Source organism: Streptomonospora nanhaiensis (assembly GCF_026642255.1).
Taxonomy (GTDB): Bacteria; Actinomycetota; Actinomycetes; order Streptosporangiales; family Streptosporangiaceae; genus Nocardiopsis; species Nocardiopsis tropica.
On the sequence record NZ_CP113264.1, the window covers coordinates 3,828,825 to 3,852,627 of the forward strand.

General features: G+C 75.0%; 19 protein-coding genes. 11 read left to right on the forward strand and 8 right to left on the reverse strand.

From position 1 onward, the window contains the following. Positions 1-31: 31 nt before the first annotated feature. Genes OUQ99_RS16585 through OUQ99_RS16605 form a run of 5 tightly spaced genes read right to left on the reverse strand, consistent with a single transcriptional unit; the run spans position 32 to position 9,967 of the window. Positions 32-481, reverse strand: a complete 450-nt coding sequence (locus OUQ99_RS16585; RefSeq protein ID WP_267944661.1) for an acyl-CoA thioesterase — start codon at positions 479-481, stop codon at positions 32-34. Next, positions 474-6,197: an SDR family NAD(P)-dependent oxidoreductase gene (locus OUQ99_RS16590; protein WP_267944662.1), complete on the reverse strand. Its 5,724-nt coding sequence runs from the start codon at positions 6,195-6,197 to the stop codon at positions 474-476. Before OUQ99_RS16590 ends, OUQ99_RS16585 begins: the two co-directional genes overlap by 8 nt. Beyond that, positions 6,194-7,120 carry an enediyne biosynthesis protein UnbU gene (locus tag OUQ99_RS16595; protein WP_267944663.1) on the reverse strand — a complete coding sequence of 309 codons (927 nt, stop codon included), beginning with the start codon at positions 7,118-7,120 and terminating at the stop codon, positions 6,194-6,196. Before OUQ99_RS16595 ends, OUQ99_RS16590 begins: the two co-directional genes overlap by 4 nt. Continuing rightward, the gene (locus OUQ99_RS16600) at positions 7,117-9,051 is read right to left on the reverse strand and encodes an FG-GAP repeat domain-containing protein (protein ID WP_267944664.1); all 1,935 of its coding nucleotides are present in this window, start codon (positions 9,049-9,051) and stop codon (positions 7,117-7,119) included. The genes OUQ99_RS16595 and OUQ99_RS16600 overlap by 4 nt, the downstream gene beginning before the upstream one ends. Next, positions 9,041-9,967, reverse strand: a complete 927-nt coding sequence (locus OUQ99_RS16605; RefSeq protein WP_267944665.1) for a DUF1702 family protein — start codon at positions 9,965-9,967, stop codon at positions 9,041-9,043. Before OUQ99_RS16605 ends, OUQ99_RS16600 begins: the two co-directional genes overlap by 11 nt. Positions 9,968-10,164: 197 nt before the next feature. On the opposite strand from OUQ99_RS16605, the gene OUQ99_RS16610 reads away from it, so the two are divergent. The 8 genes from OUQ99_RS16610 (at position 10,165) to OUQ99_RS16645 (ending at position 17,804) form a co-directional block, all read left to right on the forward strand. Beyond that, positions 10,165-11,502, forward strand: coding sequence for a flavin monoamine oxidase family protein (locus OUQ99_RS16610; protein ID WP_276567166.1), 1,338 nt, complete (start codon positions 10,165-10,167; stop codon positions 11,500-11,502). A 116-nt stretch (positions 11,503-11,618) separates the two neighbouring features. Continuing rightward, the gene (locus tag OUQ99_RS16615; protein WP_267944666.1) at positions 11,619-11,981 is read left to right on the forward strand and encodes a VOC family protein; all 363 of its coding nucleotides are present in this window, start codon (positions 11,619-11,621) and stop codon (positions 11,979-11,981) included. Positions 11,982-12,144: 163 nt separating this feature from the next. Then, the gene (locus OUQ99_RS16620) at positions 12,145-12,915 is read left to right on the forward strand and encodes a class I SAM-dependent DNA methyltransferase (protein WP_267944667.1); all 771 of its coding nucleotides are present in this window, start codon (positions 12,145-12,147) and stop codon (positions 12,913-12,915) included. Beyond that, complete coding sequence (locus tag OUQ99_RS16625) at positions 12,902-14,236, forward strand: aspartate aminotransferase family protein (protein WP_267944668.1); 1,335 nt, start codon at positions 12,902-12,904, stop codon at positions 14,234-14,236. The genes OUQ99_RS16620 and OUQ99_RS16625 overlap by 14 nt, the downstream gene beginning before the upstream one ends. 52 nt (positions 14,237-14,288) lie before the next feature. Continuing rightward, complete coding sequence (locus tag OUQ99_RS16630; RefSeq protein ID WP_267944669.1) at positions 14,289-15,035, forward strand: HAD family hydrolase; 747 nt, start codon at positions 14,289-14,291, stop codon at positions 15,033-15,035. A gap of 96 nt (positions 15,036-15,131) precedes the next feature. Further along, entirely contained in the window at positions 15,132-15,713 is a 582-nt protein-coding gene (locus OUQ99_RS16635; protein ID WP_267944670.1) for a hypothetical protein, read from the forward strand. Further along, complete coding sequence (locus OUQ99_RS16640; protein ID WP_267944671.1) at positions 15,710-16,150, forward strand: hypothetical protein; 441 nt, start codon at positions 15,710-15,712, stop codon at positions 16,148-16,150. Before OUQ99_RS16635 ends, OUQ99_RS16640 begins: the two co-directional genes overlap by 4 nt. A 190-nt stretch (positions 16,151-16,340) precedes the next feature. Continuing rightward, a complete protein-coding gene (locus tag OUQ99_RS16645; protein WP_267944672.1) occupies positions 16,341-17,804 on the forward strand; it encodes an alpha/beta fold hydrolase in 1,464 nt (487 codons plus the stop codon). 199 nt (positions 17,805-18,003) lie between these two features. Here OUQ99_RS16645 and OUQ99_RS16650 read toward each other — a convergent pair whose 3' ends face one another. Beyond that, positions 18,004-18,399, reverse strand: coding sequence for a Fur family transcriptional regulator (locus OUQ99_RS16650; RefSeq protein ID WP_267944673.1), 396 nt, complete (start codon positions 18,397-18,399; stop codon positions 18,004-18,006). Between the two features lie 320 nt (positions 18,400-18,719). Then, positions 18,720-19,160 carry a VOC family protein gene (locus tag OUQ99_RS16655; protein WP_267944674.1) on the reverse strand — a complete coding sequence of 147 codons (441 nt, stop codon included), beginning with the start codon at positions 19,158-19,160 and terminating at the stop codon, positions 18,720-18,722. A gap of 437 nt (positions 19,161-19,597) precedes the next feature. Between OUQ99_RS16655 and OUQ99_RS16660 the strand changes: the two genes are divergently transcribed. From OUQ99_RS16660 to OUQ99_RS16670, 3 genes are all read left to right on the forward strand, one after another. After that, positions 19,598-20,218 (forward strand): transcriptional regulator, encoded by a 621-nt coding sequence (locus tag OUQ99_RS16660; RefSeq protein ID WP_267944675.1) that lies wholly within the window; start codon positions 19,598-19,600, stop codon positions 20,216-20,218. Next, complete coding sequence (locus tag OUQ99_RS16665; protein WP_267944676.1) at positions 20,215-21,849, forward strand: pyruvate, phosphate dikinase; 1,635 nt, start codon at positions 20,215-20,217, stop codon at positions 21,847-21,849. The genes OUQ99_RS16660 and OUQ99_RS16665 overlap by 4 nt, the downstream gene beginning before the upstream one ends. Before the next feature lie 155 nt (positions 21,850-22,004). Continuing rightward, a complete protein-coding gene (locus tag OUQ99_RS16670; protein WP_267944677.1) occupies positions 22,005-22,877 on the forward strand; it encodes a phosphotransferase enzyme family protein in 873 nt (290 codons plus the stop codon). A gap of 63 nt (positions 22,878-22,940) precedes the next feature. Here the strand turns inward: OUQ99_RS16670 and OUQ99_RS16675 are convergent, their stop codons facing one another. Next, positions 22,941-23,528 (reverse strand): histidine phosphatase family protein, encoded by a 588-nt coding sequence (locus OUQ99_RS16675; protein ID WP_267944678.1) that lies wholly within the window; start codon positions 23,526-23,528, stop codon positions 22,941-22,943. Positions 23,529-23,803: the final 275 nt, after the last annotated feature.

Below are 23,803 nucleotides of genomic sequence, written 5' to 3' on the forward strand. Positions count from 1 at the left end.
GGTGACGAATCAGCATCAACTCCGGTCTGGTTCATGCGCGCCACCCCGTCCGGACCGGTTCGGCCAGGTAGGCGTCGATTGCGCGGAGCAGCACCTCCGGGACGGGGACGGGCTCGAAGCCGTCCCCGGACCTCTTCAACCAGGCGAGCTGCTGCTCTCCGCGGGCGACCAGGTCCTGTCGACCGGAGGCCCGCCAGTACTCGAAGGAGAGGGTCATGCGGTTCTGGACGACCTCGCCGACCCGCATCCGCACGCTGACCTCGTCGAAGGCGTAGAGCTCGTCCAGGTAGGAGCACTCGGCCCGGACGGTGACGAGGGCGTGCTCGTGGTCCAGCGAGGAGACGACCTCGGGGGCGGTCCTGCGCAGGAAGAGCTCCCGGCAGTGCCCCTGCCAGCGCAGGAAGTGGGCGAAGTACACGTTGCCCAGCTGGTTGGTCTCGTCGAGGGTGACGACGTGCCGGTACTCGAAGCTCTCAGGCACCGTCGCCTCCCCGGACCGCGACGGCGGCGACGTCGTCGCCGTCGTGGTGAACGGCGACGGTGACCCCGCCGCCGTCCAGGAGGATCCACGGCCCGTCCAGGCTCCTCAGGGTCATGGGGCCGCCGGGGCGGCCGGCGCACTTGCGCAGGGCCTCCGAAGCGGCCCAGACCACGGCCGCGTGCTCGTCGCGCCCGCGCCCGGGGTCGCGGTCGGCGAGGGCGTCGCGCAGGGCGAGCGCCTCGGGGCCGAGGACGTCGTCCCAGCGCACGCGCGCCTCGACCGTGTCGGGCATCCACACCAGGTCCACCCCCACGGGAACGGGGGCGGTGGCGACCATGGTGACCGCACCGCAGTGGGTGACCGACACCTGGTCGCCGGTGGACAGCTCGGGGCGGCCGTCGGGCCGTCCGCGGACCGTGACGCCGGTGCCGAGGAGGCGGTGGACGGCACGGGCGCGCCTGCGCACCTGGGTGTCCCCCCGCTCGACGGCCACCCGCACCCCCGCGACCCCGGTGACCTCGGCCGCCCGGCGGTCCAGGTGCGGGCCGAGGAGTTCGACGCCGACCGGGAGCGGCCCGGGGCCCATGACGTTGAGGGCCAGCCCCTCCCAGCGTTCGAGCACGGCGCCGTCGGCACCGGTCAGCTCCAGGTCGAAGACGTGCCGGCCGCCCTCCGCGTGGCGCTCCCTGGCGTGGAGCAGCGCCGGGGCGGACGCGGTGTCCAGGATCGTGACGCGCTCGGCGCCCACCGGGAGCAGGCGGGTGCCGGGCAGGCACGCCTGGAGCGCGTGCAGGGCCGCGTCGCGGCGCCCCGGGTCGCCCAGGAGCAGGCGGCCGGGAAGGTGGTGGGCGAACCAGGCGCCGCCGGGGCCCTCCTCCAGGTCCGCGACGCAGTCGTAGCCGGTGAGCCGCCGGTAGGCGCCGACGCGGCGCAGGGGGCCGTCCTGGAAGAGGAGGCGCCCGTACAGGTGCTCGTCGGGACGGACCGGCACCGGGGCGTCCGGGACCACGGGGAGCACGACCCGGCGGCCCGTGTCCGGCGTGCCCGGGGGCGGCAGGACCGCGGTGAAGTGGTCCACGGCGAAGCCGGTGGCGGAGCTGCGCAGGACCGTGCGGACGGTGCCGTCGGGCAGGGCGAGCGCGGCCGCCCGGAGGGTGACCTCCTCCCCCCGTCCGACGACCACCGGCGCGGTGAGCCTCAGGTCCTCCAGGACGGGGTGCTCGCGCGTGCCGGTCAGGACGGAGGCCGCCTGCGCCATGGCCTCCATGCCCAGCACCGCGGGCAGGAGCCTGTCCCCCTCGAACTCGTGGTGTTCCAGGTAGGGGTCGGTGTCGGCGCGCAGGACGGTGTCGGCGACGGCCTCGACCCCCGGGACGACCCTGCGGGGGCGTTCGAGGAAGCGGAGCATGGGCAGTTCCGCCTCCTCCGCCCGCAGGGTGGGCGCGTCGCCGTAGCGTCCGGTCACGACGACGCCGCCCGAGACGTCCGGCGAGGCGATGAGCCGGTGGAGCAGGTCGAGTCCGGTGTCGAGCGGGATGGGGTCGATGCCGCGCCGGGCCAGCGCGTCCAGGGTCCCCAGGCGTTCGCCCATCCCGGCTCCCGACCACACCGACCAGTCCACGGCGAGGGCGCGGCAGCCCTCCACGCGGGAGGCGACCTCCTCGGTGAGAGCGCCGAGCCATTCGTTGGCCAGGGCGTAGTGGGCCTCGCCGGGCAGGCCGGTGCGGGCGATGAGGGAGCCGAAGGAGACGAAGAGGCGCAGGGGGCCCGGGTCGAGGGCGTCGAGGAGGTTGAGCAGGCCGGAGACCTTGGGGGCGACGGCGTGTTCGAGTGCACCCGGGTCCAGGTCGGCCAGGGCCGCGGGCTCGTTGGCCCCCGCGCCGTGCAGGACGCCGGTGACCGGGCCGAGCGCGTCGACGGCGGCGTGCACCGCCCGCCTCACCGAGTCGGGGTCGCGCACGTCGGCCCGCTGGTAGGTGTGGTCCACGCCGTCCTCCTCGAACCGGGCGAGGTTGCGCGCCAGTTCGGGGTCGTCCGCGGGGTCGGAGCGCCCCAGGACGGCGATCCGCGCCCCGGTGCGCACGGCGAGGGTGCGCGCGCACTCGGCTCCGATGCCCTTGCCCCCGCCGGTGACGAGGAGGACGTCGCCGGGGCCGGGGAAGCGGTGTCCGGCGGGGGGCTCCGACAGGGGGCGGTGGCGCAGTCGCGGCTCGGTGCGCGTCCCGTCCGGGTGGTGGCGGCACTCGGCGTAGCCGCCGTGCTCGGCCAGGGAAGCGGCCTCGGCCTCCACCAGGTCGGCGGCCCCCGGGGACCGCGCGGGAACGGTGACCACGGCGGCGGGCACGCCGAGTTCGAGGTGGGCGCTGCGGGCGAACCCCGCAGCCGTGGCGTGCGCGGGGCCGTCGTCGTCCTGGACGACGAGGAGGCGCCGGGCCCCGGTGAGGGCCTTGGCCGCCTCGGCGACCAGGTCGAGGCAGTCGAGGGGGTCGTCGTCGCGGGCCGGGCGCAGTACGAGGGTGCCCTCCCCCAGGTTGCGCGGGGCCAGTGCGGCGCCCAGGGCGTCGTCGTCGCGGGCGACGACGTGGGCGCCCCCCGCCCCGCCGTCGGCCGGCGCCGTGCGCGGTCCCCCGGTCCCCGGGCGGAGGGGGCGCACCTCGACGTGGTCGACGGTGAACACGCGCACCCAGGGGGCGACGCCCGCGACGGTGTCGGCCTTCGCGGCTTCCGTCCCGGTGGCCGGGCCCTCCGCCAGGAGTTCGGCGATCTGCGCGATGGTGGCCCCGGAGTGCTCGGTGAGGTGCGCGGGGACGGGCAGCGAGAGCCTCCTGGCCGCCTCGGCGATGAGCTGGGCGACGGTGATGGAGTTCAGGTGCAGGTCGGCGCGCAGCCGGGTGTCCCCGGTGACCGAGGCGAGGGGGAGTTCGGCGCGTTCGGCGACCACGGCCCGGATGACGTCGGCCGGGGCCGCCCCGGCGGCCTCCTCGGCGGTGGCGCCGGGGGCGGGGACGGGGGCGGGCCGGCGCTCGGGCTCGGGCGCCGCGGCGGGCGCGGCCCGTTCGCAGGGGTTGGCGAGGAAGCGCTGGGGCCGGCCGGGGTCGATCGGGCGCAGGAAGCGGTGCTCGTACAGTGCCTCGACGCGTACGTCCCGTCCCAGGGCCCAGGCCGCGGCGGCGCAGCGCAGCAGCCCGCCGATCCCGTCGGAGCCGGCCTCGACGGCGAAGGCCGGGACGCCCCTCCCCCGGGCCAGGTGGGTGAGGACGGTGTCGGGTCCGGCCTCGATCCACAGGTCGGTCCCGGCGGCGGCCTCCATGGCCCGGTCGAAGAGGACGGGGGCGGTGGTCTGGCGGACCAGGTGTTCGCGCAGGTCGGTCCCGGGGGCGAGGAGTTCCCCGGTGACGGTGGAGTAGACGGGTCGGCGCGGGGCCGTCACCTCGGCGGCGTCCAGTGCCTTGCGCAGGTCGGCGGCGGCCCCGGCCACGAGCGGCGAGTGGAAGGCGTGGGCGACCGGCAGGCGCAGGCCGTCCAGTTCGCGGACCACCCGGTCGACCGCTGCGGTGCCGCCGGAGACCACCGTGGCCCCGGGGGCGTTGAGGCAGGCGACACCGACGCCGTCGGGCAGGAGCGGCCGCACCCGTTCCTCGGGCATCGCCAGGGCGGCCATGGCCCCGTGGTCCCCGGGCAGGGCGGCCATCGCCCGGCCCCGTTCGCGCACGACGGCCGCCAGGTCGGCCTCGGAGAGGGCGCCCGCCCACGCCAGGGCGGTGAGTTCGCCCAGGCTGTGGCCGACCGCCAGGTCGGCGCGGATGCCCAGGGCCTCCAGCGCCGCGATCGAGGCCAGGGACGCGGCGACGATGCGGGGCTGGGCGACGGAGGTGTCGGCGGCCGGATCGCCCTCGGGCAGGTCCGCCCCCTCGTAGAGGTCGGCGACGGCGGGCAGCCGCCGCGCCAGCGCGCCGCCGGTGCGGCCGGCCGAGGCCGCCTGTCCCGACATCAGCAGGCCGATCCGCGCCCCGTCCCCTCCGGGCGGTGCGGTGAAGACGTCGGGGCCGAGGGTGCGGCGGCCGGCGGCGACCGCGTCCGCGGCCCGCCGCAGGAGGCCGGGGAGCCCGGCGTCCGGCGCGGCGGTGACCGCGGCCCGGTGCGCTCCGCCGCCGCGGGTGCGGGAGAGTTCGGCCGCCAGGTCGGTGTACTGGGCGTAGGACAGCGTGTCGGCCGTGCGGGCGGCGTCCTGGATCCTCTCCCGGAGCTCCTCGGCGGAGTCCGCGGAGAACACGAGGAGCTCGCTCTCCTGGGGGGTGCGTCCCAGGGTGGCGGTGCGCGCGTCCAGGCCGGTGCGCCGGTGGGCGGCCAGCCCCTCGACCACGACGTGGGCGTTGATGCCGCCGAAGCCCATGGAGCTGACCCCGGCCCGCAGGGGCCGGCCCTGCGGCCAGGTCTCGGGTTCGCGGACCGTGCGCAGGCGGGCGCGGTCCCCGGAGAGCTCCTCGACGGGGTCCTCGCACCCGGCGGTGGGCGGGACGACCTGGGTGTGGACCGCCATGACGGCCTTGATGAGGCCGGCCGCGCCCGCGGCGGCCTTCGTGTGGCCGATGAGCGCCTTGACCGAGCCCACGGCGGGCAGCGGCCCGTCGCCGGGTTCCCCGACCAGGCCCGAGAGGGCCTTCAGCTCGGCCCGGTCCCCGATGACGGTGCCGGTGCCGTGCGCCTCGAAGTAGGACACGGTCCGCGCGTGGAAGCCGGCCTCGCGGTAGGCGCGGTCCAGGGCGAGGCGCTGCCCCTCGCTCTCGGGCCTGGTGATGCCGCCGGTGCCGTCCGAGGACACCCCCCAGCCCCGCAGGACCGCGTAGGGGCGCAGCCCCAGGGCCTGGGCGTCCTCCAGCCGAGTCAGGACCACCATGCCGCAGCCCTCGCCCGGCAGGAACCCCGAGGAGCCGCGGTCGAAGACGCGCATGCGGTCGCGGGCCAGGGCGCCCGCCCGGGAGAAGCCCACGAGCTCGAAGGGGTCGATGCTCAGGTCCACCCCGCCGGCGACGACGGTACGGGCCCGGCCCTCGGTGATCTCCCGGCACCCGTGGATGACCGCCAGGAGGGAGGAGGCGCAGGCCCCGTCCACGGTGTACCCGCCGCCGCCGAAGCCGAAGTGCGAGCAGATGCGCCCCGCGATGGTGTTGGACAGGCTGCCGGCGAGCGTGTCGCCGTCCGGCTCGGGAAAGGGCTCCAGGAAGCGGTCGCGCAGGTCGTCCAGGAGGCAGGGGTCGGTCTCCCCGCGCTCGGCCAGCAGGCCGGCGACCACGCGGCGGACGTAGGGCCAGCGGGTCCGGAGCACGTGCGACCGGGTGAACTCGCCGGTCAGGGTGTTGCCCACGAAGACCGACGTGTCCGCCGCGCCCGCGGTCGCGTCCAGGCCTGCGTCGGAGAGCGCCCGGGACGCGGTGTCCAGGGCCAGCCAGTGGGTGAGGTCGGTGGCGCGGTAGGTGGGACCGGCCACCCCGAAGGCGGCGCGGTCGAACTCGTAGCCCTCCAGGACGGCGGCGTGGGTGACCGAGATCCGGTCGGGGTCGGTCCCCGACTCCCCGAGGTAGTCGGCGAGGTCCAGCCGCTCGGCCGGGATGCGCCGGAAGGCGCGCCGCCCGGAGAGCGCGTTGTCCCACAGTTCGGCGGGGGTGGAGGCCCCTCCGTAGGTGCACGCCATGCCCACGATCGCGACGCCGTTCATCGGTCCTTCCCCCACTTCGAGAGTCCGTACAGGTACAGGCCACGGACCGCGCACACGGCCACGAGGGCGAAGAACAGCCCGAAGACGACGTGTGCCGCGGTGAGCGCCCCGTAGAGCCCCGCGACCGAGAGCCCGAAGAACACCTGGTTCCTGGGGCTGGAGGGCGTGGTGGCGGGGTCGGTGACCATGTAGAAGGTGAAGAGCACGAAGGCCAGTCCGGTGACGGGTCCCAGGACGGCGGCGAGGGAGGCGTCCAGGAACACGGCCCGCACGATGCCCTGGAGGGCGAAGCCGCCCAGCCACGCCACGACCAGCCATCCGCGCTTGGTGAGTTTGAAGTTGAGCAGGCTGCCGGTGGTGAGGATGAGGGCCGGCAGGATCCAGTCCCAGGCCCCGGACACGTTCTCCGTGAAGTGGTACGGCGGGGCGATGCCGACCCAGGTGAAGGTGACCAGGGTCGCGGCGATGCCGAAGTTGGAGGGGTTGAGGAAGTGCCGGACTCCCTTGCCCGTGTCGACCCTGAGCACGGTCTTGGAGGCCAGGGCGACGACGACGCCGAAGACGACCGGCCACACCCGCTCCCCCGAGTAGAGGAGCATCCCGACGGCGAGGGCGGTGATGTGGGCGGGCAGCAGGAAGTCGACGAGGGTCCGCGCGCCCCCGAGGAACTTGGGGCGGCGGCCGTTGAGCCGCGCGTCCAGGTACTCCAGTCCCAGTTCCATCGTGTAGGCGGTGGCCAGGGCCGCGAGGGGGACGGCGACCATCGGCTCGAAGCCCAGGTAGGCGTAGCCGAGGATGTTGAGGACCGTGATGGCGACGGCGAAGCGGCGCAGGGCGGTGAGGCGCACGTCGCGTGCGGGCGGCGGCGAGGGGGCGGGGCCGCCGTCCTCGCGGTCGGTCGCTCGTACTCGGAGTTCGGTCATGATCCGCTCCCGCTGCCGGTCTCGGAGGTCTCGGCGCCGTCGGTCAGGACGACGGTGTGGCGGCCGGGGGTCAGGACGACCTCGGCCGTGTGGACGCGCCCCCGGTCGTCGCGCCAGGTCAGTTCGACCGGGACGGGGTCCTCGTCCGCGGCTTCGCCGAGGCCGATGACGAGTTCGGGCGCGTGCTTGCCGGAGTGCCCGTTGCCGCCGTCGACCTGGGCGACGTGGACCCTTCCGTCGGGCGCGGTCACGCGGACGGCGGTGCCGACGGCGGGCGTGGTGCCGTGCTCGGCGGGCCGCACGAGGTTGAGCGAGACGGAGGCGCCGGGGTCGGGCGAGTCGTTGCGGTAGAGCACCGAGGTGTCCCACTGGTTGGCGACCGCGATGTCCAGGAGTCCGTCGCCGTCGGTGTCGGCCATGGCCACGCCGCGGCTGACCGTGCTCCGGCCGACGCCCACGTGGTCGCCGATCTCGGCGAAGCGGCCCTGCCCCCCTTCCCGGGCGAAGAAGCTCAGGCCCCCGTCGCCGGACAGGTCGGTCTCGGGGCCGAGGTCGGGCCAGACCCGGGGGTCGGCGAGGAGTTCGTCGTTGACGAGGGCGACCTCCTGGATCTCCGGCCACCGGTTGACCTCCCCGGCGACGAAGCCGGTCGCCTGGACGACCTCCTTGTGGCCGTCGTTGTCGAGGTCGGTGAAGCGGATGTCCCACCCCCATCCGGAGCGGGCGAGGCCGAGCTGCTCGCTGCGGTCGCGGAAGGGCGCCCTGCCCTCGGCGATCAGGCCGTCGTCGTCGGTGTTCATCCAGATGAAGTTGCTCTCGAAGAGGGCGAACTCCTCGGTGATGTTGCTGACGGCCATGTCGAGGCGCCCGTCGCCGTCGAGGTCGCCGAAGTCGATGCCCATGCCCTTGAAGGAGTCCTCCCCCAGGACCTTGGAACCGGCGGTGGTCGGCGTCCAGGTCCCTCCGAGCGCCGTGAACGAGGGGTCGCCCGGCACGGAGTCGTTGCGCAGCAGGACGTCGGGGCCGAAGTCGTTGGAGACGTACAGCTCGGGGAGCATGTCCCCGTCGAGGTCGGCCGCGCCCAGGGCGAGGGTCCAGCCCGTGGACGCCCTGCCCTCCAGGACACCGCCGGCTTCGGTGAAGAGGGGGCCGTCGGGGTCGGTGGAGCCGAGCAGCAGGCGGTTCTCCCCCGCGTTGGCGGCCCGGGACATGGAGTGCTGCATGGTGGGCCGCCCCCCGCCGGAGGTGTCCAGGACCGCCGCGTCGTCGGGGAAGTAGTTGCCGATGACGAGGTCGAGCGTGCCGTCGCCGTCCACGTCGGCGGTGAGGGCCGCGTTGGAGTGCCAGGTCTCGTAGCCGCCGTCCAGGAGTTCGACGGCCTCGTAGGCGTCCGCGGAGGGGGCGTCCCCGCCCGCCATGTGCAGCGAGGGGCTGCGGCCCCAGTAGTAGACGAGCAGGTCCATGCGGCCGTCGGCGTCGGCGTCGACGGGCTGGCAGCCCATCGGGGCCATGGTGTCGTCGTAGGGCAGGTCGCCCGTGTCGAGGGCGAAGGGTGCGTAGCGGGAGGGGCCGGTGGGGGCGGGGGCGACCAAGGCCCGGTCCACGCGGGGGTCCACGTAGCACAGGTCGTTCATGAGCCCGTCGCCGTCCAGGTCGGTGACGGCCACGCCCGCGCCCACGCTGGACATCCACGCCTGGATGCCCTCGTAGTCGGGGTGCAGGTCGCGGTCCTCCCTCATGGGGAGCCCGGGGGGCGGTTCGAGTTCCAGGGGGGTGAAGGAGAAGGCGGAGGCCAGGGCGTCCACCTCGTCCGCGCCGGGTTCGGGCACCCGTGCGACGAGGAAGGCGGCGGCGACCAGGAGCAGGGCGACGCCCTTGGCCGCGTGTGCGCGCAGGGGCCGGCGGGGGGACCGTGTCCGCTCAGAGGGCACTGGGGACCCCCTCCGTCAGCCGGGCGGCCACCCGCGACCGCCACACCGCGTAGGCGGGCGTCCCGGTCCGGGGCGCGTCACGGCCCCACGGCGGGAGTGCGGCCCGTTCCTCGTCGGTCACCTCCGCCGCGTCCCGGGAGCCGAGGCCCGCCAGGGTCCGCACCGCCGACTCGGAGTCCGGCGCGACCGGTCCGAGGGTCACCAGGGCCTTGGCCGCGAACGCGGCTCCCTGGGCCAGGGCGGGTGCGTGGACCCCGGCTGCGTCGAGGAGCCGGCGGGCCCGGTCCGGTGCGGCCCCGGTGAAGGCGGCCGCCAGGGCGACACCGCTCCACAGGTCGCCGTGGAACCCGTGTGGGGCCCGGCCGACGGAGCGGGCGATCCGCTCCGGTTCGGCGCAGCGCGCGAACCACAGGGCGCGGCCCGCCCCCTGCGCGGTGGCGTGGCGGACGTATCCGGGCAGCGGCGCGCTCAGCCGCCGGTCGGCGCCGCCGAAGAACACCTGGTGGAAGCCGTATCCGTCCCAGGCGAGCCAGCCCAGGAGGGGGTCGAGCTGGCGCAGGACCGGCCTCCAGAGCACGCGCGGCAGGCGGGCCAGGGCCCAGCCCGCGCCGACGTGCGCCGTGTAGGGGCTGCGGCGGGCGCGCCCGTGGAGCATGCGGGAGAAGTCGGTGCGGCGCGGGAGGCTGAGCGCGTCGGTCAGGCACAGGGCCATGGCCGCCCCCTCGTAGACGAAGCCCGCGTCGGGGCCGTGCTGCTCGGGGAAGGTCTCCGGGGCCCGGGCAGGGTCGTCGAGCGCCGTGCCGTAGCCCCGGTGGAACGCCGCGCCGGCGGCCTCCAGGCGGGCCACCGTCCCCGCCTCCCCCCGGTCGAACCCGCGGGAGGCGAATGTCGTCTCCTCGAGGGGGAATTGCAACACGGATCGGAAGTTCGTTCTCGCCCGGCCTAGGTACATGACCACCGCCCCTGGTTGTATCGCACCCGACGAATCTACGGTCCTTCGCAATTCGTCCCAATAGGAAGGAGGTACCGAATCGAATACAACCGGTACCAGAAAGGTACCGTCCGCAAAATCTGGTCGCACAACGCATACCGAAGAACAGCTATAAAAAACGGATGATCGCCATTGTGGGAGCGGGGCTGGCGGGGCTCGCCTGCGCCGACGAGCTGACACGGGCCGGGCACGAGGTGACGGTGTACGAGGCCTCCGACCGGGTCGGCGGCCGCTGCTGGACGGTCGACGCCTTCGGGGGCCGCACCGTCGAGCGCGGCGCCCAGCTGATCGACTCGGGGGACACCCGGCTGCTGCGGCTCCTGGACCGCCTCGGCCTGGACACGGTCGACCTGCACGCCTCGGGGGACGCGGGGGCCGGGCCCCTGCTGTGGATCGGCGGGGCGCCCTACCCGTTGGAGGAGGCCGACGCGGAGTACCGCGAGCTGGACCCGGTCGTGCGCGCCGACCGGCAGGCGGCGGGCCCCGCGCCGGGCCGCGGCCGCATGACCCCCCGCGCCCTGGAACTGGACGCCATGTCCGTCGAGGACTACCTCGGACGCACGGTCCCCGGCACCCGCCTGGCCCGCCTCCTCGGGACCGCCTACGCCTGGGAGCTGGGGGCCGACGCCGCCGAGCTGAGCGCGCTCCACCTGGTCACCCTGCTCGGCGCCAACCCTCCCGGCGAGTTCGGGCTCTTCGGTCCGGCCGACGCCCGGTACGCCGTGCGGGGCGGGACCGGGCGCGTGGCCGAGCTGCTCGCGGACCGGCTGCCCGGCCGGGTCAGGCTCGGCCACGAACTGGTCGCCCTGCGCAGGGACGGGGCCGGCCGCACCGTCCTGGTCCTGGACCGGGACGGGGGGGTCTTCGAGGCCCGGCCGGACCGCACCGTCCTGACCGTCCCCTTCTCCGTCCTCGCGGCGCGCGTGGACCTGTCCGGGGCGGAGTTCGGACCGGACCGCATGCGCGCCGTCCGGGAGCTGGGGATGGGCTCGGCGGTGCGCACGCACCTGGAGTTCACGGGGAGGCCGTGGACCTCGGTCGGCTGCAACGGGGCGGCCGTCTCCGACGGCGGCTTCCAGTCGTGCTGGGACGAGACCCTGGGCCTTCCGGGGGACGGGGGGCCGGCCGTGCTGGTCAACCTGCGCACCGGGCGGGTCCCCGCCGCCGACCCCGCGGCGATCGCGGACCGGTTCCTGGCCGAGTTCGATTCGCTGGTTCCGGGCGTGGCCTCGTCATGGACCGGACGCGCCGTTACCTGGGACTGGTCGGCGCATCCGTGGTCGCTCGGTTCGTACGCGTTCTACCGACCGGGCCAGTTCGCCTCCCTGGCCGGTATCGAAGCACTTCCGGAAGGCGACTGCCATTTCGCCGGAGAGCATACCAGTCCACACGACAGCGGCATGAACGGAGCAATATCAAGCGGAGTCCGCGCGGCACAAGAGATCATGGGTACCACCTAGGTACCAGAAGTGCCGAATGGACTTTCCAGGGCCGGATTGGATAATGTCTGGCCGGTGCCGGCCCGGCGTTCGGCCCCGATGCCGCGCGCACGGGAGAAACAGGGAAAGAGGAGAACATGAGCGAAGAATTCAGCCCGACCCTCGTCATCATCAACCTCCCGGTCAAGGACCTGGAGGCGGCGACCGCGTGGTACACGAAGGTGCTGGGCCACGGCCCCTCCGGGGAGCCCTCCCCCACCGACGTGGAGTTCGACCTGCGCGAGGGCGTGAGCCTGCTCCTGACCACGGGCGACGAGGAGGCCGAGGCGGCCGGGGCCAAGGTCCTGTTCGGGGTCGAGGACCTGGACGCCGAGAAGAAGCGCCTGGCCTCGGTGAACGTCGAGTGCGGCGAGCGCCAGGAGATCCCGGACGCCCTGGCCTGGTTCGACTTCAAGAGCCCCGAGGACCACCGCCTGAGCCTGGTGCAGATGCTGGGCTGACCCGGCGGTCACAGGTCCCCGGCGGGGGCGGTCCGAGCCCGGACCGCCCCCGTCGGCGTTCGGGGACCGGTCGCGGAGGACTCCGGGGCCGGTCCCGGATACGGGGCGGTTGTGGTACCTATTCCCTATGGAGGAGGGCGTCCCGCCACCCTAGTGTCACGGTATGAGCGATAAGCGGACCGGCCGGAACGAAAAGGCCGATTACGGCGATGGAATAGCCGACGTATTCGACACCTGGTATGGCGAGGAAAGCGACTCCGACTGCCTGTCCGCCCTGAGCAAACTCGCCGACGGCGGCCCCGTCCTCGAACTGGGCGTCGGAACGGGCCGGGTGGCGGTGCCCCTCGCGGCGTCGGGGCTGGCGGTCACGGGGGTGGAGTCCTCGCGGGAGATGATCGACCGCCTGGCCGGCAAGCCGGGCGCCGAGCGGGTCGCCGTCGTCGAGGGCGACCTGGCCGACGTCCCCGTGGACGGCGAGTTCTCCCTGGTGACGTGCGTCGACAACACCCTGTTCCTCCTGGAGTCCCAGGCCGAGCAGGTGCGCTGCTTCACCAACGTCGCGCGCCACCTGCGCCCGGGCGGCGTCTTCGTGGTGGAGGTGCCTGCCCGCGTCCCCCGGATGGACGAGGACGAGCAGCAGGGCGTGTTCGTCGAACACGTCGGCGCCGAGCGGGTCGGCCTGTGGGTCGTGGAGCACGACCGCGCCGGGCAGCGCATGTTCATGCAGCAGATCTCCTTCGAGAACGGGAGCGTGCGCCTGCTCCCGGTCCCGGTCCGCTACGCCTGGCCGGCCGAGCTCGACCTCATGGCACAGATCGCCGGCCTGCGCCTGCGCCACCGGTGGAGCGGCTGGGACGGCGCGGCCTTCACCTCCCAGAGCGTGCACAACGTGTCCGTCTACGAGCGAATCGAGGACCACGTTGACCTCCCCTGACGCGTTCCCGCTGTGGAACAGCACCTCCATGGAGGCGTTCCTGTCCTACCTGGAGCCCGACGAGATGATCGTGGAGGGCGACGGGGTACGGGTGCGCGACGCCGCGGGCCGCTGGTACCTCGACGCCAGGTCCGGGTTCTGGAACGTGACCCTCGGCTACGGGCACCCCGGCCTGGTCGAGGCCGTGCGCGAACAGGTCGGCCGCCTCCCCTACGGCAACATGTGGGGATACGGCCGCCCGGCGCAGATCGCCGTGGAGTGCGCCGAGGCCCTCGTCCGGGTCCTTCCGGAGGGAATCGACCACGTCCGCTTCCAGAGCAACGGCGCCCAGGCCGTGGAGACCGCGGTCCTGCTCTCCCGCCACCTGCGCCTGCTGGAGGGCGAGCCGCACCGCACGGCGGTGGTGGGCCTGTGGGGGGGCTTCCACGGCTTCGGACCGGGCGCCAGCGCCGTCACCGGGCTGTCCTACCTCCACCACCACGCCGGCCCCCTGCTCCCCGACGTCATCCACACGCGGGCGCCCCACGGCGAGGACGCCGCGCCGGCGGACATGGCGCGCGCGCTGGAGCTCCTGGAGGACCACGGCCCCGACCGCGTGAGCGCGATCATCGTGGAACCCGTCATCGGCGAGGGGGGCCACGTCCTGACCCGCGGCCAGGCCGCGGAGCTGTCGGCCTTCTGCCGCGCCCACGGGATCCACCTGGTGGTCGACGAGGTGACCACCGGCATGGGGCGGACCGGCGACTACACCCGCAGCGCCCAACTGGGTCTGGACCCGGACATCCTCCTCCTCGGCAAGGGCCTCACCAGCGGATACGCCGGGCTCTCCGCCGTCTGCCTGGGGGAGCGGGTCCACCGCGCCCTGCTCGCCGCCCCGGTGGAGAGGTTCTTCGCCACGGGCTCCACCCACGACGGGCACCCCGTCGCGCTGAGCGCGGCCCTGGCCGTCCTGCGGGCGCTGGAGGACGGCAAGGTGTTCGCGAACGTGGCCGCCCAGGGCGACCGGCTCCGCACCGGACTGCTGGACCTGGCACGCCGCCGCCCGGCGGTGTCCGCCGTCCGGGGCACCGGGCTGATGTACGTGGTGGAGTTCGCCGGCGCCGCGGCCCAGGACCCGTGGTTCGTCAACAAGGCGCGCCTGGCGCTGGAGGAGCGGGGCGTGCTGGTGTCGGTGCTCAACGCCGTCCCGGCCCTCATGGTCATCCCCCCGCTGGTCTTCGGGGACGGCGACGTCGACGAACTGCTCGCGGCGTTCGACGGGGCCCTGGAGGCCCTCGCCTCGGGGTGGGCGCCCGCCGACGAGACGAAGGGCTTCGTCTGAGGCGGCGCCCGCCGGCCGGGAACCGGCCCGCACGACGACTGGAGGTCCTTCCTTGCCTCTGCTCCTCCTCTGGGACATCGACCACACGCTCGTCACGACCACCCGGTTCGACCGGCGCGCGTACCTGGCCGTCGCGACCCGGCTGCTGGGGACGGCCGACCCCGTCCTGCCGCCGTCGGGAGCGGGCAGAACCGAACCGCACACGATGGCCGAGACCCTGCGGCTCAACGGGGCCGACCCCGGAGGCCCCCTGGTCGGGCGCGCGCTGGAGCTGTTCGGGGACCTGGTGGCGGGCGACCCCGGGGGCCTTCGCGCCCAGGGGCGCGTCCTGCCCGGGGCCCGGGAGGCCATGGCCGCGGCGGCGGCCCTGCCCGGGGTCCGGGTCGGGGTCGCCACCGGCAACCTGCGCTCCGTCGCCCGCGCCAAACTGGCAGCCTTCGGCCTCGACCGGCACGTGGAGTGGGGGTGCGGAGGCTACGGCGACACCGCCGCGACCAAGGCCGGGGTGGTCCTCCGGGCGCGGCACGCGGCCGGGCTCCGCGCCGGGCGGGAGTTCCCTGCCGGGGAGACCCTCCTGGTCGGGGACTCCCCGGCCGACGCCGCGGTGGCGGCGGCCGGCCACGCGCGCGTGCTCGGCGTGGCGACCGGCCGGGCCGACGCCGGCGCCCTGGCCCGCGCGGGGGCGGACGCCGTCCTGGCCGACCTGTGCGACACCCGCGCGTTCACCGCGGCCGTGCTGTCCTTCGCTCGCGACCGGGTCCCGCGGGGAACCGCCCCGCCGGAGGCCCCGGGAGCCTGACACCCGCCGGGGGCGGTGCACCCCGCCCCCGGCCCCGCGGGCGTACCGTCCGCGACCGCCCCGCACCCCGTCCGACCACACACCCGAGGAGTCCCCATGGCAGCCCGACCGGACCCGACCACGCGCCACCGCGGCGGCCTGCTGGCCACCGTGAACAGCGACCGCCACAGGACGGCACTGTGGGTGTTCATGGCGGTCGTGGTCGCCCACTGGGCCGAACACCTGGTCCAGGCCGCGCAGATCTACGTCCTGGACTGGCCCGTGCCGGAGGCGCGGGGCGTGCTGGGCATCCCCTTTCCGTGGCTGGTCACCTCCGAGTGGATGCACTACGGCTACGCCCTGATCATGCTGGTCGGGCTGTTCCTGCTCCTGCCGGGGTTCTCCGGGCGCTCCCGCTCCTGGTGGCTCGCCTCCCTCTGGATCCAGGTGTGGCACCACCTGGAACACCTGCTCCTGCTGCTCCAGGCCCTGTCGGGGTCGCACCTGGGCGGAGGGGCCGCGCCGATGAGCCTCATCCAGTTCGTGGTGCCCCGGGTGGAGCTCCACCTGCTGTACAACGCCCTGGTGTTCGCGCCGATGGTCGTGGCGATGTACCTGCACACGCATCCGCGCCCGGACGAGGCGGCGGCGATGTCGTGCGGCTGCGCCGCGGCGCGGGAGGGGGACCCGGTCCGGTGACGCGGCGGGTCGGGAGGGGGCCGGGCCCCTTCGATGTGGTGGTCCTCCTCCTCGCGGTGCTCCTGGTCTGGCTGGGGGCCACCAGCGTGGAGCGGGTCGCGCGGGCTGCCTCGGCAGACGGCGAGCCGGGCACGTTCACCGCGTCCCGGGTGGAGTGCGTGAGCCACCTCGGCCACGAGTCCTGCACCTGCTACGGCACACACCTGCCCGGCGACGGCGGGGCGGCGCGCGAGGACGTCTACCTGCACGGCGCCGACCGGGCCTCCTGTGTCGCCGGCGCCGCCACCCCCTCCTTCGACGTCGGCTCGGCCACACGCGTGTACGGACCCGAGGGGTCGCGCGAGTGGCTGTTCACGGCGGGGATGATCCTGGCCGGAGCCGCCCTGGGCGTGTGGGCGTCGCGGCCGTGGTGGCCGCGGCGCGGGAGACCGGCCTGACCGGGGCCCGGGCGGCCGGGCGGCGCGTGTCCGACCGGGGCGCCCCCGACGAAAGTCGGTTCGAAGGCCCGTCGGCTCCTCCGGCGGGGGGAGGCGCGCACGGAGCGGCCGACATTAGCCTGCGGAGGACTCCCGCCGTTCGACCGCGGACGGCGGGCCCCGTACAGAGCCATGTGAGTGGAGAACACCCGTGCCCCTTGCCCGAAGCGCCGCGCTGGCCGCAGCCTCCGGACTGTTGCTCACCGCCTCGGCCGCCCCCGCCTCGGCCGCCCCCGGCCCGGAACCGGAGTGGCGGCTGTGCTCCGAGGTCGCCCGGGGGTGGGACGAGAGCGACGACCGCACCCTGTGCGCCACCGTTCCGGTGCCCCTGGACCACGGGGATCCCGACGGGCGCACGATCGACATAGCGGTGACCCGTGTGCCCGCCACCGGGGAGAACGCCTATCCCATCCTGTTCAACCCCGGCGGCCCGGGGCATCAGGGCGTGACCATGCCCGGGCACATCCTCGACAGCGAGGCCGCGGACCTGGCGCTGGGCCACGACCTCGTGGGCTTCGATCCGCGCGGCGTGGGCTACAGCAACGCCGTGGAGTGCGATATGGGGGGAGCCGACCCCGACCCCGGCCTGAGTGACGAGGAGAGTGCACGGCGCGTCGCCGAGGAGCAGAGCCGGATCAACCGCGAATGTCATGCCCACGACCCCGAGCTGGTGGCCTCGCTGACCGCGGAGAACGTGGCCCGGGACATGGATCTGATCCGTGAGGCACTGGGAGCGGAGACGATCGGTTACTACGGGGTGTCCTGGGGAACCCTGCTCGGCGCCGCCTACAGGTCGATGTACGACGACCGGGTCGAGGCCATGCTCCTGGACTCGGTGATGTCGCCCGAGGCCAGTGTCACCGTGTTGGACGAGGGGCAGGCCATGGCGGCCCAGGCCGCGTTCCACCGCTTCACCGACTGGGTGGCCGAGCACGACGGCCACTACGGCCTCGGCACGGAGGCCGACCGCATCCGGGACGAGGTGTACGGACTACGGGAAGAACTGACCGAAGAGCCCCGCACCGGCCCCGACGGGACGGTCGCCGACGGCGGCACCGTGACCGCCCTGCTGGCCACCCCCGAACGTGAATGGCCCGCCAACGCCCGCTCCCTCACCACGCTCCTCGACGGAGGCGTGCCCGAGTGGGGGGTTCGCAACGGGCCCGTCCCCGGCGCCGGTTGGGACGCCGAACCCAGCGGTTTCGACGCCTTCGCGCAGGTGTCGCTGCTGTGCAACGACTCCGACAGCCCGCGTGACTTCGACCAGGTGTGGCAGAACCGGTTGGAACGGGCCGAGCGGTACCCCGTCATGGGCACCCTGGGCTTCTACGAGCACTCCTGTGTCGGGTGGCCCGAGGAGGGTGTGAAACCGGATCTGCGCCGCGGGGACAGCCCCCTGCAGCTGGTGGGCCACGTCGACGAGATGGTCACCCCGCACGTCTGGGCCCTGGACATGGGGCGGGCCGTCGGCGGAGAGGTCATGAGTGTGGAGGACGACGGGCACGGAACCCTCTCCGACCTGGACTGCGCCGCGGCGGCCGTCGACTTCTTCACCACCGGGCAGGCCACCACGCAGACGTGTCCGGGACCGCCCGCGCCGACCCCCTGGGACTGAGTCCGTGTCCGCCCACGGCGGTGCGCCGCCGTGGGCCCGGACCGGCGCCCTGAGGACCCCACCGTGCGCGGTCCGGAAGCACTCCTCGGTAGCCCACCGTGCCCCGGCCGCCCGCACGGGTTCTTCGCACGGGGCGTGTCCTGGCTGCGGAACGGACGCAGTACGCGAGTTCATGACAGCGCGACCTGTCGCTGCGGTGCTAGGCGCAGCGCGGGCACACGCCCGAGAGCTCGAAGGAGTAGTCCAGGGACTCGAACCCGCTGTCGCGCCGCACGCGGTCGGCGACCGCCGCCAGTTCGTCCGCCTGCGCGACGTCCTCCACCCGGCCGCAGACGCGGCACAGCAGGTGGTGGTGGCGGAAGGAGGTCCTGCACAGACGGTAGAGGCGCTCTCCGCCGGTTGAGTGGAGGGTGTCGAGGACGCCCTCCTGGGCCAGCCGGTGGAGGGTGCGGTAGACGGTGGACAGGCTGGGCGGCCCGGGGCCGCTCGAACGCCTCCCGCCGAGGGCGGCGTGGATCTCCTGGCAGCTGCGGAAGTGCGTGCTCCGGTCCAGCGCACCGAGGACGACGTCGTCGTACTGGGACACCCTGGGCATCTCAGCCGACCGCCCGGGGGCTTCTCGCGGCGGGGGGCACGCTCGCGGGTCCCGGCGTCCTGCGCCGTAGCTCCCTTGCTCCGGTCACGTCACGGTCCTCCGGTCCTGTGACACAGACTGTATGGAAATGATTTTCATAACCGTACCATGACCGCGCCCGTACCCCCTCAAAACCCCCGCCGTAGGCGCACTTGACGTCTCCCGGGGGCGGCCGTCCCCGGTCGCGTCCGCCGGCGGACGTACGCGGCCTCCCGGAACATGCCAGGGGCCGGGCCGTGCCCACGGACCCCACCGCCCGGGACGGACGCCCCGGGCCGGTGTCAGGCTCCGAAGGAGGTCAGCGCCCCCCGGTCGTCGAACCCCGCGCCCGGCGCCCAGGCGATCTCCCAGCGGTTGCCCTCGGGGTCCGCGACGTAGGCGGACCGCCCTCCCCAGGGGCGCTCCACCGGTTCGGCCACGACCGCGGCGCCGGCCCGGACCGCGGCCGCGAACGACTCGTCCACCTGCTCGGGGCCGTCCACGTTGCAGGCGAGGGTGAACCCGGACCACCCGGCCGGGGCGGGGGCCCCGTCCGCCGCCTCGGCGGCCAGGTCCTCCAGGGGGTACAGGGACAGCAGCACCCCGCCCAGGAGGAAGCCCGACCAGCCGTCACCGCTGGACTCCACCTCCTCCCATCCCAGGGCCCGGTAGAACCGGCGGAGCCCGGGCATGTCGCGGGCGCCGAGTGTCACCACGGTCAGACGCGCAGGAATGTCGGTCATGCCCGGAGACTAACGCGGCGGGGCCGTGCGCGTCCTCCACGACGGGGCGCCCTTCCCCGGGCGGTCCGCGCCGGAGGGTGTCCGCGTGAAGCGGGGCGGGGACCGGACCCGTCGGCCGCGGCCGGTGCCGACGACGCGGAAGCGGTTGCCCTCGGGGGGCGGTGAGCACGACGAGGCCCGGGTCGTCCGGACAGAGGGCCCGGTCGACGCGTTCGGCGCTCCGGCCCGGGATTCGCGGCCCGCCCCCTCCACATTGAGATGTTCTCAGCATCCAGATTTTATGAGTATCCTGATGGCGTTGGCACGGAGGAAGGGGTGGTGATGGTCCGACAGGATCGGGCACGGCGGCGGGGGCCCGCCCGCACGAGCGCGGCGAAGGCGCGGCCCGCGGGACACGGCCGGAGGACCGGCGGCGCACGGCCCCGGGCGGTCCGCACATGAGCGGCCCCGCGATGACCGGCGCCGACCTGCTGGTGCTGCACGCCCTGCGCTGCGGCGGCCACTCCGGGCCCTCCCGCGTGGCCGCGACCACGGGCCTGGCCGCATCCGAGGCCGAGTCCGAACTGATCGACCTGGCGGTCGCCGGCCTGGTGACCCGCACGGCCGGCGACTTCGGCGGGTGGAGCCTGACGGAGGCCGGCCGCGCGGCGGACGCCGAGCGGATCACCTGGGAGCTGGAGGCTGCCGGCGCCCGCACCGCCGTGACGGCGGCCTACGAGGACTTCCTCGTGCTCAACCCCGAACTGCTCGACCTCTGCACGGCCTGGCAGCTGCGGTCCGTCGACGGCGTCATGACCGTCAACGACCACGGCGACCCGTCCTACGACGCCCGCGTCCTGGCCGCGTTCGCCGGGTTGGACCGGCGGGCCTCCGCCGTCTGCGCCGACCTGGCCGCCGCGCTGCCCCGGTTCGGCCGCTACCGGACCCGCCTCGCCGGGGCCCTCGAACGCGCCCGGGCCGGAGCCCTGGAGCACGTGACCGACACCACCGCGTCCTACCACACCGTGTGGGCCGAGCTCCACGAGGACCTGCTCGCCACCCTGGGGATCCCCCGATGAGGTGGGTGCGCCCCCTCTCGGCGGGGACCCGGGGGACGGCGCGGACACTGGGCGCCAAGGCGCACGGCCTGGTGCTCCTGCACCGCCTCGGCCTGCGGGTGCCCCCGGCGTTCGTCGTCACCACGCAGGCATGCCGCGCCTTCCTGCGCGACGGGCGCCTCCCCGAGGGCCTGGACGGGGAGCTCGCGGCCGCCGTGGGCGGCCTCGAAGCCGCCACGGGTCGCCGCTTCGGCGGGCCGCGGCTGCCGTTGGCGGTGTCCGTGCGCTCCGGGGCCGGTGTGTCGATGCCCGGCATGATGGACACGGTCCTCAACCTCGGCCTCACGGACGGGGCCGCCGCCGGGCTGGCCGCCGAGACGGGCGACCCCCGGTTCGCGCTGGGCTCGCGGCTGCGGTTCCTGTCCACCCTCGCCTCCGCGCTCACGGACGCGGACGGCGCCGGCACCGCCCCCGGCGGAGCCCCCGCGCAGGGGGACACCGACGACGGGGAGGCCGACCCCGCCGGTGCGATCGCGGAGCTCCAGGAACGTATCGGGCGGCGCCTGGGCCGGCCGGTCCCCGACGAGGCGGCCGCGCAGCTGGAGCTGGCGGTGGGGGCCGTGTTCTCCTCCTGGGAGTCCCCGCGCGCACGCACCTACCGCGACCTGCACGGCATCCCGCACGACCTGGGCACCGCCGTGGTCGTGCAGGCGATGGTGTTCGGCAACCGCGACGGTCGCAGCGGCAGCGGGGTCGCGTTCAGCCGCGATCCCGACACCGGTGGGAACGCCCCCTTCGGCGAGGTCCTGTGCGGCCGCCAGGGCGATGACGTCGTCTCCGGCAGGGCGGCGACCCGGCCCCTGCGCGAACTCGCCGACCGGGAGCCGGCCGTGTGGGCGGGCCTGCTCGACGCCCTGGGCCGGATCGAGGAGCACTACCGGGACGCGTGCTACGTCGAGTTCACCTTCCAGTCCGGCGAACTGTGGCTGCTGCAGGTCCGGCCGGGCCGGTTCGTCGGGGCCGCAGCCGTGCGCGTGGCCACCGAACTCGCGGACGAGGGCGCGATCGGACGCCGCGAGGCGCTGCTCAGGGTCTCGCCGCACCACCTGCGGCACGTGCGCACGCCACGGCTGGACCCGGCCGGGGAGGCCGACGTGCTGGCCCGGGGGCTGGGCGCGTGTCCCGGGATCGCTGTCGGCGGGGTGGCCACCACCTCCGAGGCGGCGGTGCGCATGGCCGCGGACGGACCGGTGGTCCTCGTGCGTCCGGAGACCTCCCCGCACGACATGCGCGGCCTGGCCGCCGCCGCGGGGGTCGTCACCGCGCGCGGGGGTCCGGCCAGCCACGCCGCGGTCGTCGCGCGCGCGATGGGCAAGCCGGCCGTCGTAGGGGTCGCCGGCCTGTCCGTGGGAGCCGATTGGATGGAGGTCGGTGGACGCACGCTGGGCGAGGGCAGCGTCGTCACCGTCGACGGCACGGGCGGCGAGGTCGCCCTCGGGCGCCCCCGCATCATCGTGACCGCGGCCGACGAGCACCTCCACCGGCTGCTCGCGTGGGCCGACGACGTGTCGGGGGACCGCTCCGGAGGCGACGAGGCCGACCGCCTCGAAGCCGCCCGTGCCGTGCTCGGGCGCGGCCGGCGCCGCGGCTGAGACCGTTCGCGCCGTCCGGCGGCAGGGCCGCCCACGGGGCGGTCCGCACCGGCCGCCGCACCGCCCCGTCCCCCCGGCCGGGAACTTGGTAGGGTGCGCTGGTCGCACCGCGCGAAGAGGTGCGGCGCCGCTCGAGGGAGAGGGGCCCGGCGGGGATGCAGGCGTCGAAGGTCTCGCACGCGATGGCCGCGGCCGTGTCGGTCGCCTCGTCACTCGGCCTGGCGACGGACGACGCGATCGTCCTCCACGACTCGAACAAGCTCACCCTGCGGCTGCTGCCCTGCGACGTGCTGGCCCGGGTGGCGCCTGCGGCGGACCAGGTCGCGCAGTTCGAGGTCGACCTCTCCCTGCGCCTCGTCGGCTCCGGGTGCCCCGTGGCAGCGCTCGACCCCCGGGTGGAGCCGCGTGTCCACGAGCGCGACGGCTTCGTGGTCACGCTCTGGACCTACTACGAGCCCGTGGCGCCCCGTGAGGTCCCGCCGGCCGACTATGCCGCCGCGCTCGGGCGGCTGCACGCCGGCATGCGCGGGCTCGACGTCCCGGCTCCGCACTTCACGGACCGGGTCGAAGAGGCCCGGCGGCTCGTGGCCGACCGCGACCGCACCCCGGCGCTGGCCGACGCCGACCGGGACCTGCTCGGCGACACGCTGCGGAGCCTGGGGCGGGTGGTGGGCGAGCGCGGCGGCGCCGCGCAGCTGCTGCACGGGGAGCCGCACCCGGGCAACGTGCTCGCCACGCGGAGCGGGCCGGTGTTCGTCGACCTGGAGACGTGCTGCCGCGGACCCGTCGTCTTCGACCTCGCCCATGCGCCCGAAGAGGTCGGCGAGCACTACCCCGGCGTCGACCACGAGCTGTTGCGCCGGTGCCGGATCCTCGTGCTGGCGATGGTCACGGCGTGGCGCTGGGACCGGGAGGACCGGTTCCCGGACGGGCGCAGGCTGGGCGAGGAGTGGCTCGGCCGGATCCGGACGGCACTGGGCCACGACGGGCCGGACCCCCGTGGCCGGGAGCGGCCCCTTTCGTCGTAGCCGGTCGGCCGCCGGCGCCGGGATCCGCCTCGGTCCCGGACCCGCCCGTCCGCGGGCGTGCCCTCAGGGCCGTACGCCGGGCCCGAACCCCGTCCAGCGCAGTTCGGGCGGGAGGTGGCCCATGTCGTTGTACGCCAGCACCGTGGATCCCGCGCCGTCGCGGTACTCGATCACGGTGAGCGCCGTGTTCGCGCAGTTCAGCCCGATCCAGCGCGCGGGCGGCGCGTCGAGGGCGTGCCTCACCAGCCAGGCCGCCGGGTAGGCGTGGGTGACCAGGACCTCGTGGGTCACGGTGTCGGCGGGACGGGCGAACCTGCGGACGAGGGCGTCCGCGAGCTCCCTGCCCGAGGCGGCCTCCGCGGCGTCGTACCCGTCGAAGAACCCGGCCCACCCGGGGGGCGGCTCGTCCGGCACGTACGGGACGTGGTCGACCAGTTCGGCCGCCTCCCGCACGGCGGCCCCGCCCAGGCGCCCGCCGATGATCCGGGCGGAGCGCTCCGCGCGGGCGAGGGGCGAGTGCCACACGGCGTCGACCGGCAGGGGGGCCAGGCGCTCCCCGAGCAGTTCCGACTGCCGCCGCCCGGCGTCGGTCAGCTCCCCGAAGGGGTCCGCCTCGCCGTGCCGCACCACGTACAAGTGCCGAGTCGCCATCGTCGAACCGTGCTCCCCACCGTTTCGCGTCCGGGGTACGGCGGCCCCCGCGCGGCCCCGGGGCGCGGGGCGCCGCGTCGGGGTCGGGCGGAGCTCCGGCACCCCGAAATTCCCATACTCACAACATCCAGATGACAATAACATTCGAATGAGGGCGGACGGAAGCCGGGGAGGAGCCGCCCCGACGCCCGGAAGAGCCGGACCTGCGGCTCCGGCCGGGGAAGGCGGGCGGACGGGCCGCCCCCGGGCCGGGGCCGCACACGCGCGCCCGCCGA

Bases quoted from the DNA above. Each gene is read 5' to 3' on its own strand.
- OUQ99_RS16590 (WP_267944662.1), bottom strand. From the start codon at position 6,197: ATGAACGGCGTCGCGATCGTGGGCATGGCGTGCACCTACGGAGGGGCC.
- OUQ99_RS16595 (WP_267944663.1), bottom strand. From the start codon at position 7,120: ATGACCGAACTCCGAGTACGAGCGACCGACCGCGAGGACGGCGGCCCC.
- OUQ99_RS16610 (WP_276567166.1), top strand. From the start codon at position 10,165: ATGATCGCCATTGTGGGAGCGGGGCTGGCGGGGCTCGCCTGCGCCGAC.
- OUQ99_RS16615 (WP_267944666.1), top strand. From the start codon at position 11,619: ATGAGCGAAGAATTCAGCCCGACCCTCGTCATCATCAACCTCCCGGTC.
- OUQ99_RS16620 (WP_267944667.1), top strand. From the start codon at position 12,145: ATGAGCGATAAGCGGACCGGCCGGAACGAAAAGGCCGATTACGGCGAT.
- OUQ99_RS16635 (WP_267944670.1), top strand. From the start codon at position 15,132: ATGGCAGCCCGACCGGACCCGACCACGCGCCACCGCGGCGGCCTGCTG.
- OUQ99_RS16650 (WP_267944673.1), bottom strand. From the start codon at position 18,399: ATGCCCAGGGTGTCCCAGTACGACGACGTCGTCCTCGGTGCGCTGGAC.
- OUQ99_RS16655 (WP_267944674.1), bottom strand. From the start codon at position 19,160: ATGACCGACATTCCTGCGCGTCTGACCGTGGTGACACTCGGCGCCCGC.
- OUQ99_RS16660 (WP_267944675.1), top strand. From the start codon at position 19,598: ATGAGCGGCCCCGCGATGACCGGCGCCGACCTGCTGGTGCTGCACGCC.
- OUQ99_RS16665 (WP_267944676.1), top strand. From the start codon at position 20,215: ATGAGGTGGGTGCGCCCCCTCTCGGCGGGGACCCGGGGGACGGCGCGG.
- OUQ99_RS16670 (WP_267944677.1), top strand. From the start codon at position 22,005: ATGCAGGCGTCGAAGGTCTCGCACGCGATGGCCGCGGCCGTGTCGGTC.
- OUQ99_RS16675 (WP_267944678.1), bottom strand. From the start codon at position 23,528: ATGGCGACTCGGCACTTGTACGTGGTGCGGCACGGCGAGGCGGACCCC.